Source organism: Paraburkholderia fungorum (assembly GCF_046027605.1).
Classification (GTDB): Bacteria; Pseudomonadota; Gammaproteobacteria; order Burkholderiales; family Burkholderiaceae; genus Paraburkholderia; species Paraburkholderia fungorum_F.
The window spans coordinates 18,368-31,433 of sequence record NZ_JAQQEF010000022.1 but is presented as its reverse complement, the minus strand read 5'-3'; the positions used below and the strand labels follow the sequence as shown (position 1 = coordinate 31,433).

10 protein-coding genes are annotated in these 13,066 nt (G+C 61.9%); 1 reads left to right on the top strand and 9 read right to left on the bottom strand.

Annotated elements, in window-relative coordinates:
- Nucleotides 1-44: 44 nt before the first annotated feature.
- The 5 genes from PQR53_RS28830 to PQR53_RS28810 form a co-directional block, all read right to left on the bottom strand.
- Nucleotides 45-1,247, bottom strand: a complete 1,203-nt coding sequence (locus PQR53_RS28830) for an osmoprotectant ABC transporter ATP-binding protein OsmV (RefSeq protein ID WP_408461714.1) — start codon at nucleotides 1,245-1,247, stop codon at nucleotides 45-47.
- Nucleotides 1,244-1,897 carry an ABC transporter permease gene (locus PQR53_RS28825; RefSeq protein ID WP_408461711.1) on the bottom strand — a complete coding sequence of 218 codons (654 nt, stop codon included), beginning with the start codon at nucleotides 1,895-1,897 and terminating at the stop codon, nucleotides 1,244-1,246. The genes PQR53_RS28830 and PQR53_RS28825 overlap by 4 nt, the downstream gene beginning before the upstream one ends.
- A 15-nt stretch (nucleotides 1,898-1,912) precedes the next feature.
- Nucleotides 1,913-2,809, bottom strand: a complete 897-nt coding sequence (locus PQR53_RS28820) for a glycine betaine ABC transporter substrate-binding protein (RefSeq protein ID WP_494471275.1) — start codon at nucleotides 2,807-2,809, stop codon at nucleotides 1,913-1,915.
- Nucleotides 2,806-3,522, bottom strand: coding sequence for an ABC transporter permease (locus PQR53_RS28815; protein ID WP_408461708.1), 717 nt, complete (start codon nucleotides 3,520-3,522; stop codon nucleotides 2,806-2,808). Before PQR53_RS28815 ends, PQR53_RS28820 begins: the two co-directional genes overlap by 4 nt.
- An 871-nt stretch (nucleotides 3,523-4,393) precedes the next feature.
- Nucleotides 4,394-5,293 (bottom strand): DMT family transporter, encoded by a 900-nt coding sequence (locus PQR53_RS28810; RefSeq protein WP_408461705.1) that lies wholly within the window; start codon nucleotides 5,291-5,293, stop codon nucleotides 4,394-4,396.
- Nucleotides 5,294-5,453: 160 nt separating this feature from the next.
- Here PQR53_RS28810 and PQR53_RS28805 point away from each other — a divergent pair, with 160 nt between their 5' ends.
- The gene (locus tag PQR53_RS28805; RefSeq protein ID WP_408461702.1) at nucleotides 5,454-6,374 is read left to right on the top strand and encodes a helix-turn-helix domain-containing protein; all 921 of its coding nucleotides are present in this window, start codon (nucleotides 5,454-5,456) and stop codon (nucleotides 6,372-6,374) included.
- Nucleotides 6,375-6,387: 13 nt separating this feature from the next.
- Here the strand turns inward: PQR53_RS28805 and PQR53_RS28800 are convergent, their stop codons facing one another.
- From PQR53_RS28800 to PQR53_RS28785, 4 genes are all read right to left on the bottom strand, one after another.
- Nucleotides 6,388-9,408, bottom strand: a complete 3,021-nt coding sequence (locus PQR53_RS28800) for an FAD-binding and (Fe-S)-binding domain-containing protein (RefSeq protein ID WP_408461699.1) — start codon at nucleotides 9,406-9,408, stop codon at nucleotides 6,388-6,390.
- Between the two features lie 24 nt (nucleotides 9,409-9,432).
- Entirely contained in the window at nucleotides 9,433-10,182 is a 750-nt protein-coding gene (locus PQR53_RS28795) for a 2-keto-4-pentenoate hydratase (protein WP_408461696.1), read from the bottom strand.
- A 37-nt stretch (nucleotides 10,183-10,219) separates the two neighbouring features.
- Nucleotides 10,220-11,506 (bottom strand): MFS transporter, encoded by a 1,287-nt coding sequence (locus tag PQR53_RS28790; RefSeq protein WP_408461693.1) that lies wholly within the window; start codon nucleotides 11,504-11,506, stop codon nucleotides 10,220-10,222.
- Nucleotides 11,507-11,825: 319 nt separating this feature from the next.
- Nucleotides 11,826-13,046: a pyridoxal-phosphate-dependent aminotransferase family protein gene (locus tag PQR53_RS28785; RefSeq protein ID WP_408461690.1), complete on the bottom strand. Its 1,221-nt coding sequence runs from the start codon at nucleotides 13,044-13,046 to the stop codon at nucleotides 11,826-11,828.
- Between the last annotated feature and the right edge of the window lie 20 nt (nucleotides 13,047-13,066).

Genomic DNA, 13,066 nt, shown 5'->3' with positions numbered 1-13,066 from the left:
GCGTCACGCGCTGCCCGTTCAACCAGCGGTTGCTCCTGGCGGCCTCAGTGGTGTTCTATCGCAGCAACCTGCGCAGCTGCCGCTTCCGCCGCGGCGATAGCAGGCGACACGATCGCCGGCTGACCAGTCTGTCGGCGCGAGCGCCCCGAGCTCAGATAATCGGCGATCGAATCCTGCGTGACTTCGCCGACATAACGGCCGTCGCTATCCAGCACCGGCATCCACGACGAATTGAACTGATACATCTTCGACAGCACGATGCGCAGATGCTCGTCGGCACTCACCGTCGCCTTGAACTCGCTCAGATGCTCGCCGCACACGCCCTGCCCCGTGCGTGCGGCGCGCCGCGTCACATAGCCCAGCGCGTGCTGGTTGTCGTCGACGATCGTCAGATAGCGGCAATCGCTATCGTCCATGATCTGGAACGCTCGCGCGAGCGGCGTGTCGGCGCGCACGGTTTCCGGTTGCGTCGCGGCGTCGCCGGCTTTCACGAGCAGCAGGCGTTTTAACGTGCTGTCCTGACCGACAAATGCACCGACGAACTCGTCGCGCGGATGGGCGAGCAGCGTGTCCGGATGATCGTATTGCACCAGTTGACCGCGACGGAACACGGCGACGCGATCGCCGAGCTTGATCGCTTCGTCGATATCGTGGCTCACCATGATCACCGTCTTGTTCAGTTGACGCTGCATCTGGAAGAACTCGTTCTGGATCGACTCGCGGTTGATCGGGTCGACCGCGCCGAACGGTTCGTCCATCAGCAGCACCGGCGGGTCGGCCGCCAACGCGCGAATCACGCCGATCCGCTGCTGTTGGCCGCCCGACAACTCACGCGGATAGCGCTTCAGATATTGCTTCGGATCGAGCGCGACCATCGACATCAGTTCGGTCGCGCGTTCGCGGCAGCGCTTCTTGTCCCAGCCGAGCAAACGCGGCACGACCGTGATGTTCTCTTCGATCGTCATGTTCGGGAACAGCCCGATCTGCTGAATCACGTAACCGATGTGACGGCGCAATTCCACTTCGTTCAGTCCCGAGGTGTCCTCGCCATTGATCAGCACGCGGCCCGAGGTCGGCGCGATCAGACGATTGATCATCTTCAGCGTGGTGGTCTTGCCGCAACCCGACGGCCCGAGAAACACGCAGATTTCGCCTTCGCCAACGGTCAGGCTCACCGAGTCGACGGCGCGTACCTGCTGGCCGTCCTTCTGAGTAAACGTCTTGGTCAGTTTGTCGAGTTCGATCATGTCTTTTGTACTCCCTTCGGTGTCAGCAAGCGTTGCAATGCTTGCAGCAGCAAGTCGGCGATGATCGCGAGCACGCTCACGAGCACAGCGCCCACCAGTAGTTTCATCATGTTGCTTTGGCCGATCGCGCGGATGATCAGGGTGCCAAGACCGCCGGCGCCGATCACGGCGGCAATCGTCATCACGCCGATGTTCATCACCACCGCCGTGCGCACGCCGCCGAGAATCACCGGTACCGCGAGCGGCAAGTCGACGAGGCGCAACCGTTGCCAGTCCGTCATGCCGATGCCGATACCGGCTTCCTTGATGCCGGCGTCGACGTTGCGCAGCGCGAGGTAGGTGTTGCGCATGATCGGCAGCAACGAGTAGAGGAACACGGCGGTGATCGCCGGCACCGCGCCGATGCCCTGGCCGAAGCGCGAGAACACCGGAATCATCAAGCCGAACAGCGCGATCGACGGCAAGGTCAGCACGACGGTTGCCACGCTCAGCAACGGCGCGGCCAGCCACTCGTGGCGATTGATCAGGATCCCCAGGGGCACGCCGACGATAATCGCGCAGCCCACGGCGATCCCCACCAGCCACACGTGTTGCGCGGTGAGTTGCAGCAGTTCCGGCCAGTTGGCCGATAGATAGTCGAATACAGTCATGTCAAAGGTCTCCGCTCAGGGCAGCTTGTGCGTGCGCAGGAAATCCGCCGCGACTTCACGCACCGGCTTGCCGTCGATATCGACCTGCTTGTTCATCTCCAGCATGGCGTCGTTGTTCAGCGCGTCGGATAGCGCGTTCAACTGCGTGGCGAGTTGCGGGTTCTGGTCGAGGATCGGCTTGCGCACCACCGGCGTTGCGTTGTATGCGGGGAAATAGTGGCGATCGTCTTCGAGCGGCATGATGTTGAAGCCCTTCACGCGGCCGTCCGTCGTGTAGATCAGACCGATCGACACCTGGTTGTTATGCAACGCCGTGTAGACGAGGCCCGGGTCCATCTGACGCGTTTCCGCGCGGCTGAACTGCATGTCGTAGGCGGCTTCGAGTGGCTTCAAACCATCCGGACGATTGGCGAACTCCGCGTCCATCGCGAACACATGCTTCTTTTTCGGCTCGGCGGCGAGCTTCGCGGCCAGTTGCGAGATCGTGCGGATGCCCGTTTGCTGCGCCACTTGCTGCGGCAAACCGAGCGCATACGTGTTGTTCAGCGGCGAGCAGTCGAGCCAGACGAGACCACGTTTTGCATCGAGCGCTTTCACGCGCTCGTACATCGTCTTCGGATCGAGCTTTTCGGTGATCTTGTTGTAGACGATCGCGGCGGTGCCGGTGTATTCCCAAGTGATATCGACCTGGCCGTTCTCCTGCGCACTGCGCAATAGCGTGCTGCCGAGCCCCGTGCGGGCGTCGATCGTGTAGCCCTTCGAGCGCAAGTATTGCGACGTGATCTCGGTCAGAACGTATTGCTCGGTGAAGTTCTTGCCGCCGAGCACGAGGGCGGCTGCGCTAGCGTGCAGGCTCGTGATGAGCAGTGTGCCGGCTGCGATCCAGCGACTGCGTTTGAACAGATTCATCATGCCGTCACCCCGCGTCGCGCGAGCAGGTAGCGGCTGCCGGCCGAGACGATGCCGTCGAGCACCAGCGCGAGAATCGCGGTGGCCGCGGCGCCGAGCAAAAGCTGCTGCTGATTGTTCAGGTAGATGCCCGGAAAGATCAGCGTGCCGAGGCTGTCTGCGCCGATCAGATAGGCGAGCGGTGCGCTGCCCACGTTGATCGCGAGCGCCGTGCGCACGCCGCCGATGATGATCGGCATCGCGTTGGGCAACTCCACACGCACGAGCGACTGCCAGCCGGTCATACCGATACCGCGGGCCGCTTCACGCAAGGCCGGGGATACGTTTTTCATGCCTTCGTAAGCGTTACGGGTGATGGGCAGCAGCGATGCGAGGAACAGCGCGACCAGCGCCGGAATATCGCCGATCCCGAAAATGCCGAGCGCAATCGCCAGCACGGCCAACGACGGGATCGTGTTGCCGATGTTGAAGATCTGCATGAAGCGTTCGGCGTGACGCGTGAAGGACGGGCGGCTTAACAGCACGCCGCAAGGGATGCCGACGAGCAGTGCCAAGGCCATCGAGTAGCCGACCAGCAGCAAGTGCCGTTTCGTGTAGTAGACGAGGTCGGGCGCGTACTGGTGCAGCGCGCTGGGGTCGATCGCGCGGCATAGCAACGCGATGACAATGCCGATGGCGACAAGACTGCCGATCAGTCTGGCAGGACGTTGAATCATGAAGATGCGCCTCCTTGTTCGAGCGACGCGCGGAAATAGCCGCGCCGCACAGGCGTCGTGATGACGCTGCGAATGGGAAGTTCGGGACGCGGCTAGTGCCGCGAATTGAACCGAGTGGTGCCGGGGGATTGTTGGTTACCTCGGCGCGAGGGCGGTGGTGTTGCTTTCGCCTTCGGTGGCTTGCCCGTTGTTAACAACCGGCTGGTGCCAGATCCATCGATGATGTTCGGAAAGCTGCTGCGCGTGCTTTGGCCGAGTTTTGCAGGGGTTTGGGGCCCCTTGGTGCTGGGTTTCTACCTGCGGTGGGTTGGATGCAGTTTGCTGCTAAGTTGCATTCAACCCCTTCTAACTTTGGCTATGTAGCTGGGATTTCACGGTTAGGATGGGGGGATTATACGGGGGTTGGGAGGGTTCGTCTACCCATGTGGTTAATGCATACCCCGCGGGTGCTGTTTGTTTAGACGCGTGCCGCGGGGGCGCTTTCTTTTTTGCTCGCGGTCGGGGGCTGGCTTTTATCCGTCTGTGACGTTGGGCTTTCCTTCATCCGGCGCTTGGGCCTTTCCTTGATTTGCTATTGGATTATTAGCGTCGCCCCTGTGCGGGGCGGCACCTACTTTTCTTTGCCTGCCGCAAAGAAAAGATAGGCAAAAGAAAGCGGCTCACACCGCCAGCTCATAAGCGGGTCCCCCGCACAGTCACGGTAGTGGTGCATCTGGAATCCGGGTTCTCGCACACTCCGCGTGAGTGGCACAGCAGTCATACTTCCAGCGACGCTGCGCGCGCCGAAGGGTGCTTTATAAGGCCGACCGCGGCTTTTTTTCTTGCCTGCGGTTGTCCTTTCGCCTCGATGTCGCGGATAGGGTGCTGCCCCTCAGGATGCCCTCACCCGCCTCGCAAAAAGTCGTCGCGTAAGATCGAATGCCACCAGATTGCCCGCCACCACAAGCAGAAGTCCAACCACCGCCAATGCGGACCAGCGATAACCCTCAAAGATCGTCGATGCCGCCAGCGCCACGATCGGAAACAACACCGTGGAATAGGCGGCACGCTCCGGTCCAATCCGCCCGACCAGCATCAGGTACGCAGTAAAACCGATCACCGAGCCAAATACGGCTAGATAGGCGAGTGCGCCAAGATAACGCGCGTCAGGCTCGATAGAGAACGAAAAGCCCGCGAGCGCGCTGCCCACCGTCAGGATGCTGGCACCAATCAACATCGCCCAGCTATTGGTCGCGAACGGGTGCAAGCCCATCGATTGCATCCGGCTCGACAACAAATTGCCAGCCGAAAAGCACAAGGTGCCCAGGAACGCGATAGCGAGCCCCAGCCACACCGCGTGATCGCCCAGGTGGCCGGCCATCTGCTGGACGAACAGGCACACAATTCCGATGAGCCCCAACGCCGCGCCAGCAATCGCCGACGGTTGCAATGGACGGCCCATGAACAGTCTGCCGTTGATCGAATTCAACAGCGGCGCAGTGGAAAACACCACCGCGACAAGGCCGCTCGGTACCACCTGCTCGGCGTAGTAAAAGCACAGAAAGTTCAGACAGAAGAGCGCCAACCCCTGCGCGAAAAGGAAGCGCCATGCGGCGCGCGGCGGCCAGATCGGCCGGCGCATGATGCGCAGCAACGCGAACAGCAACAGCGCGGCGATCCAGAAACGCCAGGCAATCGACACCGGCGGCGGTACCGCCCCCAGTTGCCACTTGATCGCGATCCACGTGGTGCCCCAGATCAGGACGGTGACGGCATACAGCAAGAGATTCATGGCGAAGCCTGCAGCAGCAAAAAAGGAAGTCCCACTATGCTGCAGCGCCAGCGGTCGTACTTGTCCAGGATTGCGCACTTTTTCAGAGGGTCGCGCCGCCAGTGATCGCCCGCCGTATACTGGCGCTTCCCTGTGCTCCAAATACATCCCGCTCGCTTTCGTGAACGCCAGACCGCCCGCCACCGTGATCAACTCAACCGAAACGCCGTTCGGCCTTCAGTCGATCTGTCACACGCTGCGCAGCGCCAACGCAAATCTGGAACGCTTCGCGTGGCTCGGCGACCAGCTCGCCATCGCCGTCTGGACCCGCGACACCGAAGAAGCCGAAACCGTCTACGACCGCCCGGGCCATCACACGCTGTCGTGCTATCTGGATGGCGGCTATCGCACCGAACGTCAGAAAATGCCCGGACGCTATGGCGCGCCGTCGCGGCTCTGCGCGTTGCCAGGCGAGCATGAGTCGCGCTGGTGGGTGCGCGGCCACATGCATTTCATGCATCTTTACTTTCTGCCCGAACACTTCACGCAGCGCGCCGTGCAGGAACTCGATCGCGAGCCGCGCGAACTGACCCTCGCCGATCGCACCTATTTCGAAGACGCTCACATCGCGAGCCTGTGTCAGTCGCTCGCCAATGAAGACTGGCAGGACCCGGACTGCCGGTTGCGAACCAATGAAACCGCGCATCAGGTGTTGAGTCTGCTGCTGCGCGCACAAGGCGTGCGTCGCACGGATACGTCGCTCAAGGGCGGTTTGTCGGTTGCGACGCGGCGCCGCTTGCGCGACTACATCGAGAATCATCTCGCGCAAACGCTCACACTTGGCGAGCTTGCCGATGTAGCGGCATTGTCCGAATTTCATCTGGCGCGCATGTTCCGCGCATCGTTCGGACTGCCGCCCGCAGCGTGGATCGCACAACAGCGGCTCGAACGCGCCCGCACGCTGCTACGCATCACGAGACTGCCGCTCGCGCAAGTCGCCGAACAATGCGGCTATGCGAACGCCAGCCATTTCAGCCATCGTTTTCGTGAAAGCGTCGGCGTCGCGCCAACGGCGTATCGGCAGGCGGTCAGCGCGCAATAGCGCGCTGACACTCTCACTGCAAAGCCATCGCCAGCACGCGCGCCACGTGGATCGCGTCGACGCCCGCGCCATCATGAATCTGATGCCGGCAACTCGTGCCGTCCGCAACCATCAGCGTGTTTCCATCGATCTTGCGCACCGCGGGCAGCAGTGAGAGCTCCGCCATGGCCTGCGATGTGGCGTAATGCTCGGCCTCATAGCCGAAACTCCCCGCCATCCCGCAGCATGACGATTCCACCGTCGACACCTTGAGATCAGGAATCCAGTTCAACACGGTTTGCACGGGCGTGAAAGCGTCGAAGGCTTTTTGATGGCAGTGGCCGTGTACCAGCGCCTGCTGCGTGGCCAACGGTTTCAATGCAAGCTGCAAACGTCCGGCCGTTTCCTCGCGCACCAGAAACTCTTCAAATAGAAACGCCTGTTGCGACAGCCGCTGCGCCTCTTCACCGAAACCATAGTGCAGAAACTCATCGCGCAACGATAGCAAGCACGACGGCTCCAAACCGACGATCGGCACACCACGCTCCACGAACGGCTTGAACAGATCGAGCATGCGCCGCGCTTCCTGCTTCGCTTCATCGACCAGACCTGCCGCGAGGAAAGTACGGCCGCAGCACACTGGCCGTTCGCCTTGGCGTGTGTTGAAATGCACCGTGTAACCGGCGGCTTCCAACACCTGCTGCGCGGCGCGCGCGTTGTCCGGTTCCATGTTGTTGTTGAATGTATCGACGAATAACAGCACTTCTTTCAGCGCGCCGCCTTGAGGCTGTTCAGTCGTCACAGCACCGGATAAAAACGACTTTCTGAAACGCGGCAACGTTCGTTCAGGCGCGAAACCAACCGCTCGCTTGAACCACGCCGACAACACCGGCACGTTGTCGGCCAGCGCCATCAAGCCCGGCATGCGACTCGCCGTCGCCGCATAGCGCGGCATGAAAGCCACCAGCTTGTCGCGTAGACGCAGGCCGTGGCTTTTGACGCGCGCCGCCCGCGCCTCGATCTTGAACTTCGCCATGTCGACGCCCGTCGGGCAATCGCGCTTGCAGCCCTTGCATGAGACGCACAGGTCAAGCGTGTCCTTGACCTCGTCGCTGGCAAGTCCTGCTTCGCCGAGCTGGCCGGAAATCGCCAGACGCAATGTGTTCGCGCGTCCCCGCGTCACATGTTGTTCGTCCTTCGTTACGCGATAACTCGGGCACATGGTGCCCGCGTCGAACTTGCGACAATGGCCGTTGTTGTTGCACATCTCGACGGCCTTCGCGAGACCGCCGGCCAGATCGTTGCCGCTGCCCGGCAGCGTCTCCTGTCCCGTCAACGGATCGCGTTCGACATTCCATGCGGACCAGTCGAGCGCGGTCTCGATCCGATGCGCCGCGTAGCCCGGCGCAAAGCGGAAATTGCGCGCGTCGTCCATCTTCGGCGGACGCACGATCTTGTCGGGATTGAAACGATTATCCGGATCGAACAGCGCCTTGATCTCGCTGAACGCCTGATTCAGACGCGGCCCATATTGCCACGCGACCCATTCGCCGCGGCACAAACCGTCGCCATGTTCGCCCGAATAGGCGCCCTTGTATTCGCGGACCAATGCAGCGGCTTCCTCGGCGATTGCACGCATTTTCACCGCGCCGTCGCGCCGCATATCGAGAATCGGCCGCACGTGCAGTGTGCCGACGCTTGCGTGCGCATACCAGGTGCCTTCCGTGCCGTTGCGGTGGAAGACTTCGGTCAACCGGCTCGTGTATTCCGCCAGATGCTCGAGCGGCACCGCGCAGTCTTCGATGAAGGAGACGGGCTTGCCGTCGCCCTTCATGCTCATCATGATGTTCAAGCCGGCTTTGCGGACTTCCCACAACGCTTTCTGCTCATTCGCGGCCGGCATTTCGACGACCGAATCGGGCAAGCCCAAATCCGCCATCAGTTCGGTGAGTTGCTTGAGCGACGCAAGCTGCTCGTCGCGGTTCTCGCCCGCGAATTCCACCAGCAGGATCGCTTGCGGCTCGCCGACCAACGCCTTCTCGATCACCGGCCGGAAGGCGGGATTGCTCATCGCCAGATCGATCATCGTGCGATCGACCAGTTCAACGGCCACCGGTTTCAACTTGACGATGTGTTGCGCGCAATCCATCGACTGCCAGAAGGTCGGGAAATTCACCACACCCAGCGTTTTATGCGCGGGCAGCGGCGCAAGCTTCAGCGTCAGTTGCCGGCTGAACGCGAGCGTGCCTTCGGAGCCGACCAGCAGATGCGCGAGGTTCGCGATGCCGTCGTCGGTATAGGCGCGCGGGTTCTGACAATCGAACACATCGATGTTGTAGCCCGCCACACGGCGTAGCACCTTCGGTATGCGCTCGACGATTTCATCGCGCTCCCGCCCGGCGATCCGCTTCACGCCTTCGTATATCTGCTGCAAGCGCACACCTTGCGGCGCTTCGCGCAATGACGCGAAACGTGCTTCGCTGCCGTCGGCGAGAATCGCGTCGATGGCTTCGACGTTGTGCACCATATTGCCGTATTCGATCGAGCGCGAACCGCACGAGTTGTTACCGGCCATGCCGCCTATCGTGCATTGCGCTGCCGTCGACACATCGACCGGAAACCACAAACCGTGAGGCTTCAACCATGCGTTCAGATGGTCCAGCACGACGCCCGGTTCGACCGTCACCGTGCGCGCGTCGGCATCGAATGCGACGATGTTGTTCAGCCATTTGCTGGTGTCGAGCACGAGCGCTTCACCGACCGTCTGACCGCATTGGCTCGTGCCCGCGCCACGCGCGAGCAATGGCACTTTCTCGCTGCGTGCAATTTCCAGTGCAATGCGCAGATCGTCCTGATCGCGCGGGACCACCACGCCGATCGGCGTGATCTGATAGATCGACGCATCGGTCGCGTAACGGCCGCGGCTCGCGGCATCGAACAACACGTCGCCACGCAATGATTTGCGCAGATGCTGCGCGAGCGGCGTCGTCAGGCGTGCGGCCGACGGCACCAGATGGATCGGCTTGACGAGTAAAGCGGAAGTGGGGTTCGTCATATCGTCGGCCTATAAGAAAGCGGGCTAGTACAGCGTCAGGCTGAGCGGCGCGAGCCCTTCAATGTGCCCGCTTGCCGTGCCCGCGCTCTGCGGAAAAAACATACCGGTGTACGAACCGGTGGTGACGACCATCTCCGGCGTAACCGCGATACCGCGCGAGGTGGCGTGATTGACGAGCCATGTCAGCAGGCGTCGCGGATCGCCGGCCGGGTTGGCGGGCGTCGCCTTGACCACGTCCTCTCCGTCGAAGCAGAAACGCAGTTGCGGAGCCACACAAGGAAAGTCCTCGTGATACGGCGTAAATTCGCCCACGATCAGCGCGCCGTGATTCTGCAAATCCGCGAGTTGAGCGAGCTTGTCGACGTTGGGCCACCCGGCGTAACGGCTCGCCACGATCTCGATGGCCGCGCCAATCGAGCCAATGCCCGCGCGCACTTCTGCTTCGCTATAAGGGGTGGCGGAGGGCTCGAAGCGGCGGCCAAAGCGGAATGCGATCTCCAGTTCGAGCCCCAACGGCGCAAAAGCTTCGCGCGGTAGCCGTGCGCCGTCCGCATGTAAATCACTCGCGGGCAACGGCGCGCCCTGGATCGGCCCGCTATCCGACTTCGCGCCGATCTTCCAGCCGCCGATCGGCGCGTCAAGTATGCGCAGGACATCGTGCTGGATCGCGTAGGCGGCAGCGCCGTCAGCGGGTGTTTGCCCGGGCGGCAATGCATCGAGCGTCAGGTGCTGGCGGCGTGCATCGGCGAGACGTTGACTCAATAGTGTCGTCATTTCTTTAAAAGCGTAGTGAGGGGATAACGCATTGCGTTTATGCGCCCGCACCCGTCGTAACGTGTGCTTTGTCGGCCGCATTAAATTCGAATTTGCTTTCCGGCTGCATGCGAAGCGCGAGTACCACGCCGATCGCCATCAACAGCATGCTGCCGGCGAACGGCAACTCCCAGCTACCGAAGTAGTCGATCAGAAACCCGCCGGCCACCGGCGAAATGATCGCGGCCAATGCCGAGCCGGTGTTCATCATGCCGCTCGCGGTGCCCGAGTATTCCGGCGCGATGTCCATCGGGATCGCCCACATCGGACCGATCGTCATTTCGGCGAAGAAGAAACCCGACGCGAGACACGCCATCGACAGATACAGGCTGTGCGTGAACATCAACGGAATGAGCGAGAGCAGACAGAACAGCATGCACACCGACACCATCCAGCTACGAGCACGCTTCAGGCTGCGGGTGCGCGTGAAGATCCAATCGGTCAGGACGCCGCCGAGCGTGTCGCCAAGTACTCCGGCAAAAAACACGACCGACGCGAAGATCGCCGACTTTTGCAGTTGCAGGTGGTAGCTATGAAGGAAGTACTGCGGAATCCAGCTGAGAAACAGCCACAAGGTCCAGCCGTAGCAGAAGTACACGATCGTGACCGGCCACATGCGGCGAAACAGTTTGCCCCACGGCACAGCGGCCACTTTGGGCTTCGGCGCGGGCAGAACCTCGAGTTCTTCGCTCGTGATACGCGGATGATCTTTCGGATGTTCGGTGAACGTGAACGACCACACCGCCACCCACAGCAGGCTGAACACGCCGCAGATATAGAACGATTCGCGCCAGCCCCAGGTCGCCATCACCAGCACGATCAAAGTCGGCGCCACCGCATTGCCGATACGCGATGCCGCATGCGTGATGCCCTGCGCGAAACCCCGCTTTTCTTTCGCGACCCAGCGCGCCATCGCGGAAGTGGCAGCGGGAAACGTGGCGCCTTCGCCGAAACCAAGCAGCACGCGCGCGGCCAGCAACGACGCCAGGCCGCCGGCAAGGCCGGTCAGCAAAGTCGCGACGCCCCAGATGGCGCCGCAGAAAATCAGCGTGCGTTTCGCACCGAAACGATCGCTGACCCAGCCACCGATGATCTGAAAAATCAGATACGGATAGGCGAAGGCCGAAAACACCAGGCCCACTTCCGTATGCGAGAGTCCGAACTCCTTGCCAAATCCGGCGGCCGCGGTACTGACGTTGACGCGGTCGAGGTAAGTGATGAAGTACATGATGCTTAGCATCACTAGAACGATACTGGTCGCACTGCTTATACGAAACCGCTTCATCGTCTCTCTCCGTTGCAGTCTATCGACGGCGCGCCTGGAATGGCGTGCTGCGTCGTCGCCCGTCAGCGAGGTACGCTGCGGGACCCTTGCATGGTGTTCATGGGCCGCGTTCTATGCGCGGCTTCGTGAGGGAAGTACTTCCCGCCTTCCTTGGGTGCGAGATGAGCTGTTGCTTGTCGCCTGTGGTGCGGATGCGCTGACGCACTGATGCGCGCGGCGCCGCTCCGCGACTGCATTGAAGTGCGGCATAGCGCCGGCAGTTGCAGTTGCAGTTGCAGTTGCAGTTGCCGGTGCGGTGACGCACCACGCGCCCAGGTGCTTAAGCCGCTGCTTTCAGCCCCGAGGCCTGCTTCGGCTGGCTCAACCACTCCATGGCGGCAGGCAACCCGCTTTCCTTGAGCGGCACACCCGCGAGGCGCAGACCCATTTCGCAACCGGCGAGTGTTGCCAGCAGCATCAGGTCGTTGCAATCGCCGAGATGGCCGATGCGGAACATGCGTCCTTTCATCTTGCCGAGGCCGGTGCCGAGCGACATGTCGAAGCGTTCGTAGATGACCTTGCGCACCGCGTCGGCATCGATGCCCTCCGGCGTCATCACGCCGGTCAGCACCGGGCTATACACCGCGGGATCCGCGCACTGGATCTCCAGGCCCCAGGCACGCACCGCACGGCGGGTGGCTTCGGCGAGACGCGCGTGACGGGCAAACACGTTGTCGAGCCCTTCGCCGAGAATCATTTCCAGCGCCTCGTTGAGCCCGTACAGCAGGTTCGTGTTCGGCGTGTACGGCCAGTAGCCGGTCTTGTTCATCTCGACGATGTCGGCCCAGTCCCAGAAGCTGCGCGGCAGCTTGGCCTGCTTGCTGGCGGCGAACGCCTTCGGCGAGATGGCGTTGAAGCTGATGCCCGGCGGCAGCATCAAGCCTTTTTGCGAGCCCGACACGGTGACGTCCACGCCCCATTCGTCATGGCGGTAGTCGGCGCAGGCGAGGCCCGAGATCGTGTCGACCAGCAGCAGCGCCGGATGACCCGCGGCGTCGATCGCGCGGCGCACGGCGGCAATATCCGACGTGACCCCCGTCGAGGTTTCGTTATGGACGACGCACACCGCCTTGATCGCATGCTGGGTGTCGGCACGCAGGCGCTCCTCGATCATTTGCGGCTGAACCCCACGCCGCCAGCCTTCGATGCCGGGCAGGCCGAGGAACTCGGGCTTCAGCCCGAGGCTTTCCGCCATCTTTTTCCACAGCGTCGCGAAGTGGCCGGTTTCGAACATCAGCACGTTGTCGCCAGGGCTCAGCGTGTTCGACAGCGCCGCTTCCCACGCACCGGTGCCGGAGGCTGGATAGATCACCACCGGCTGCTGCGTCTTGAAGATCTTCTTGATGCCTTCGAGCACCTTCAGACCAAGTTCGCCGAATTCCGGGCCACGGTGATCGATGGTCGGGTAGCTCATCGCCCGAAGAATGCGATCGGGCACCGGGCTCGGACCCGGGATCTGCAGGAAGTGACGGCCAGCGGGATGAAAGTCTAGCTTGAGCATTTGGCTCCTCCGATTGAATT

Bases quoted from the DNA above. Each gene is read 5' to 3' on its own strand.
- PQR53_RS28830 (WP_408461714.1), bottom strand. From the start codon at position 1,247: ATGATCGAACTCGACAAACTGACCAAGACGTTTACTCAGAAGGACGGC.
- PQR53_RS28825 (WP_408461711.1), bottom strand. From the start codon at position 1,897: ATGACTGTATTCGACTATCTATCGGCCAACTGGCCGGAACTGCTGCAA.
- PQR53_RS28820 (WP_494471275.1), bottom strand. From the start codon at position 2,809: ATGATGAATCTGTTCAAACGCAGTCGCTGGATCGCAGCCGGCACACTG.
- PQR53_RS28815 (WP_408461708.1), bottom strand. From the start codon at position 3,522: ATGATTCAACGTCCTGCCAGACTGATCGGCAGTCTTGTCGCCATCGGC.
- PQR53_RS28810 (WP_408461705.1), bottom strand. From the start codon at position 5,293: ATGAATCTCTTGCTGTATGCCGTCACCGTCCTGATCTGGGGCACCACG.
- PQR53_RS28800 (WP_408461699.1), bottom strand. From the start codon at position 9,408: ATGACGAACCCCACTTCCGCTTTACTCGTCAAGCCGATCCATCTGGTG.
- PQR53_RS28795 (WP_408461696.1), bottom strand. From the start codon at position 10,182: ATGACGACACTATTGAGTCAACGTCTCGCCGATGCACGCCGCCAGCAC.
- PQR53_RS28790 (WP_408461693.1), bottom strand. From the start codon at position 11,506: ATGAAGCGGTTTCGTATAAGCAGTGCGACCAGTATCGTTCTAGTGATG.
- PQR53_RS28785 (WP_408461690.1), bottom strand. From the start codon at position 13,046: ATGCTCAAGCTAGACTTTCATCCCGCTGGCCGTCACTTCCTGCAGATC.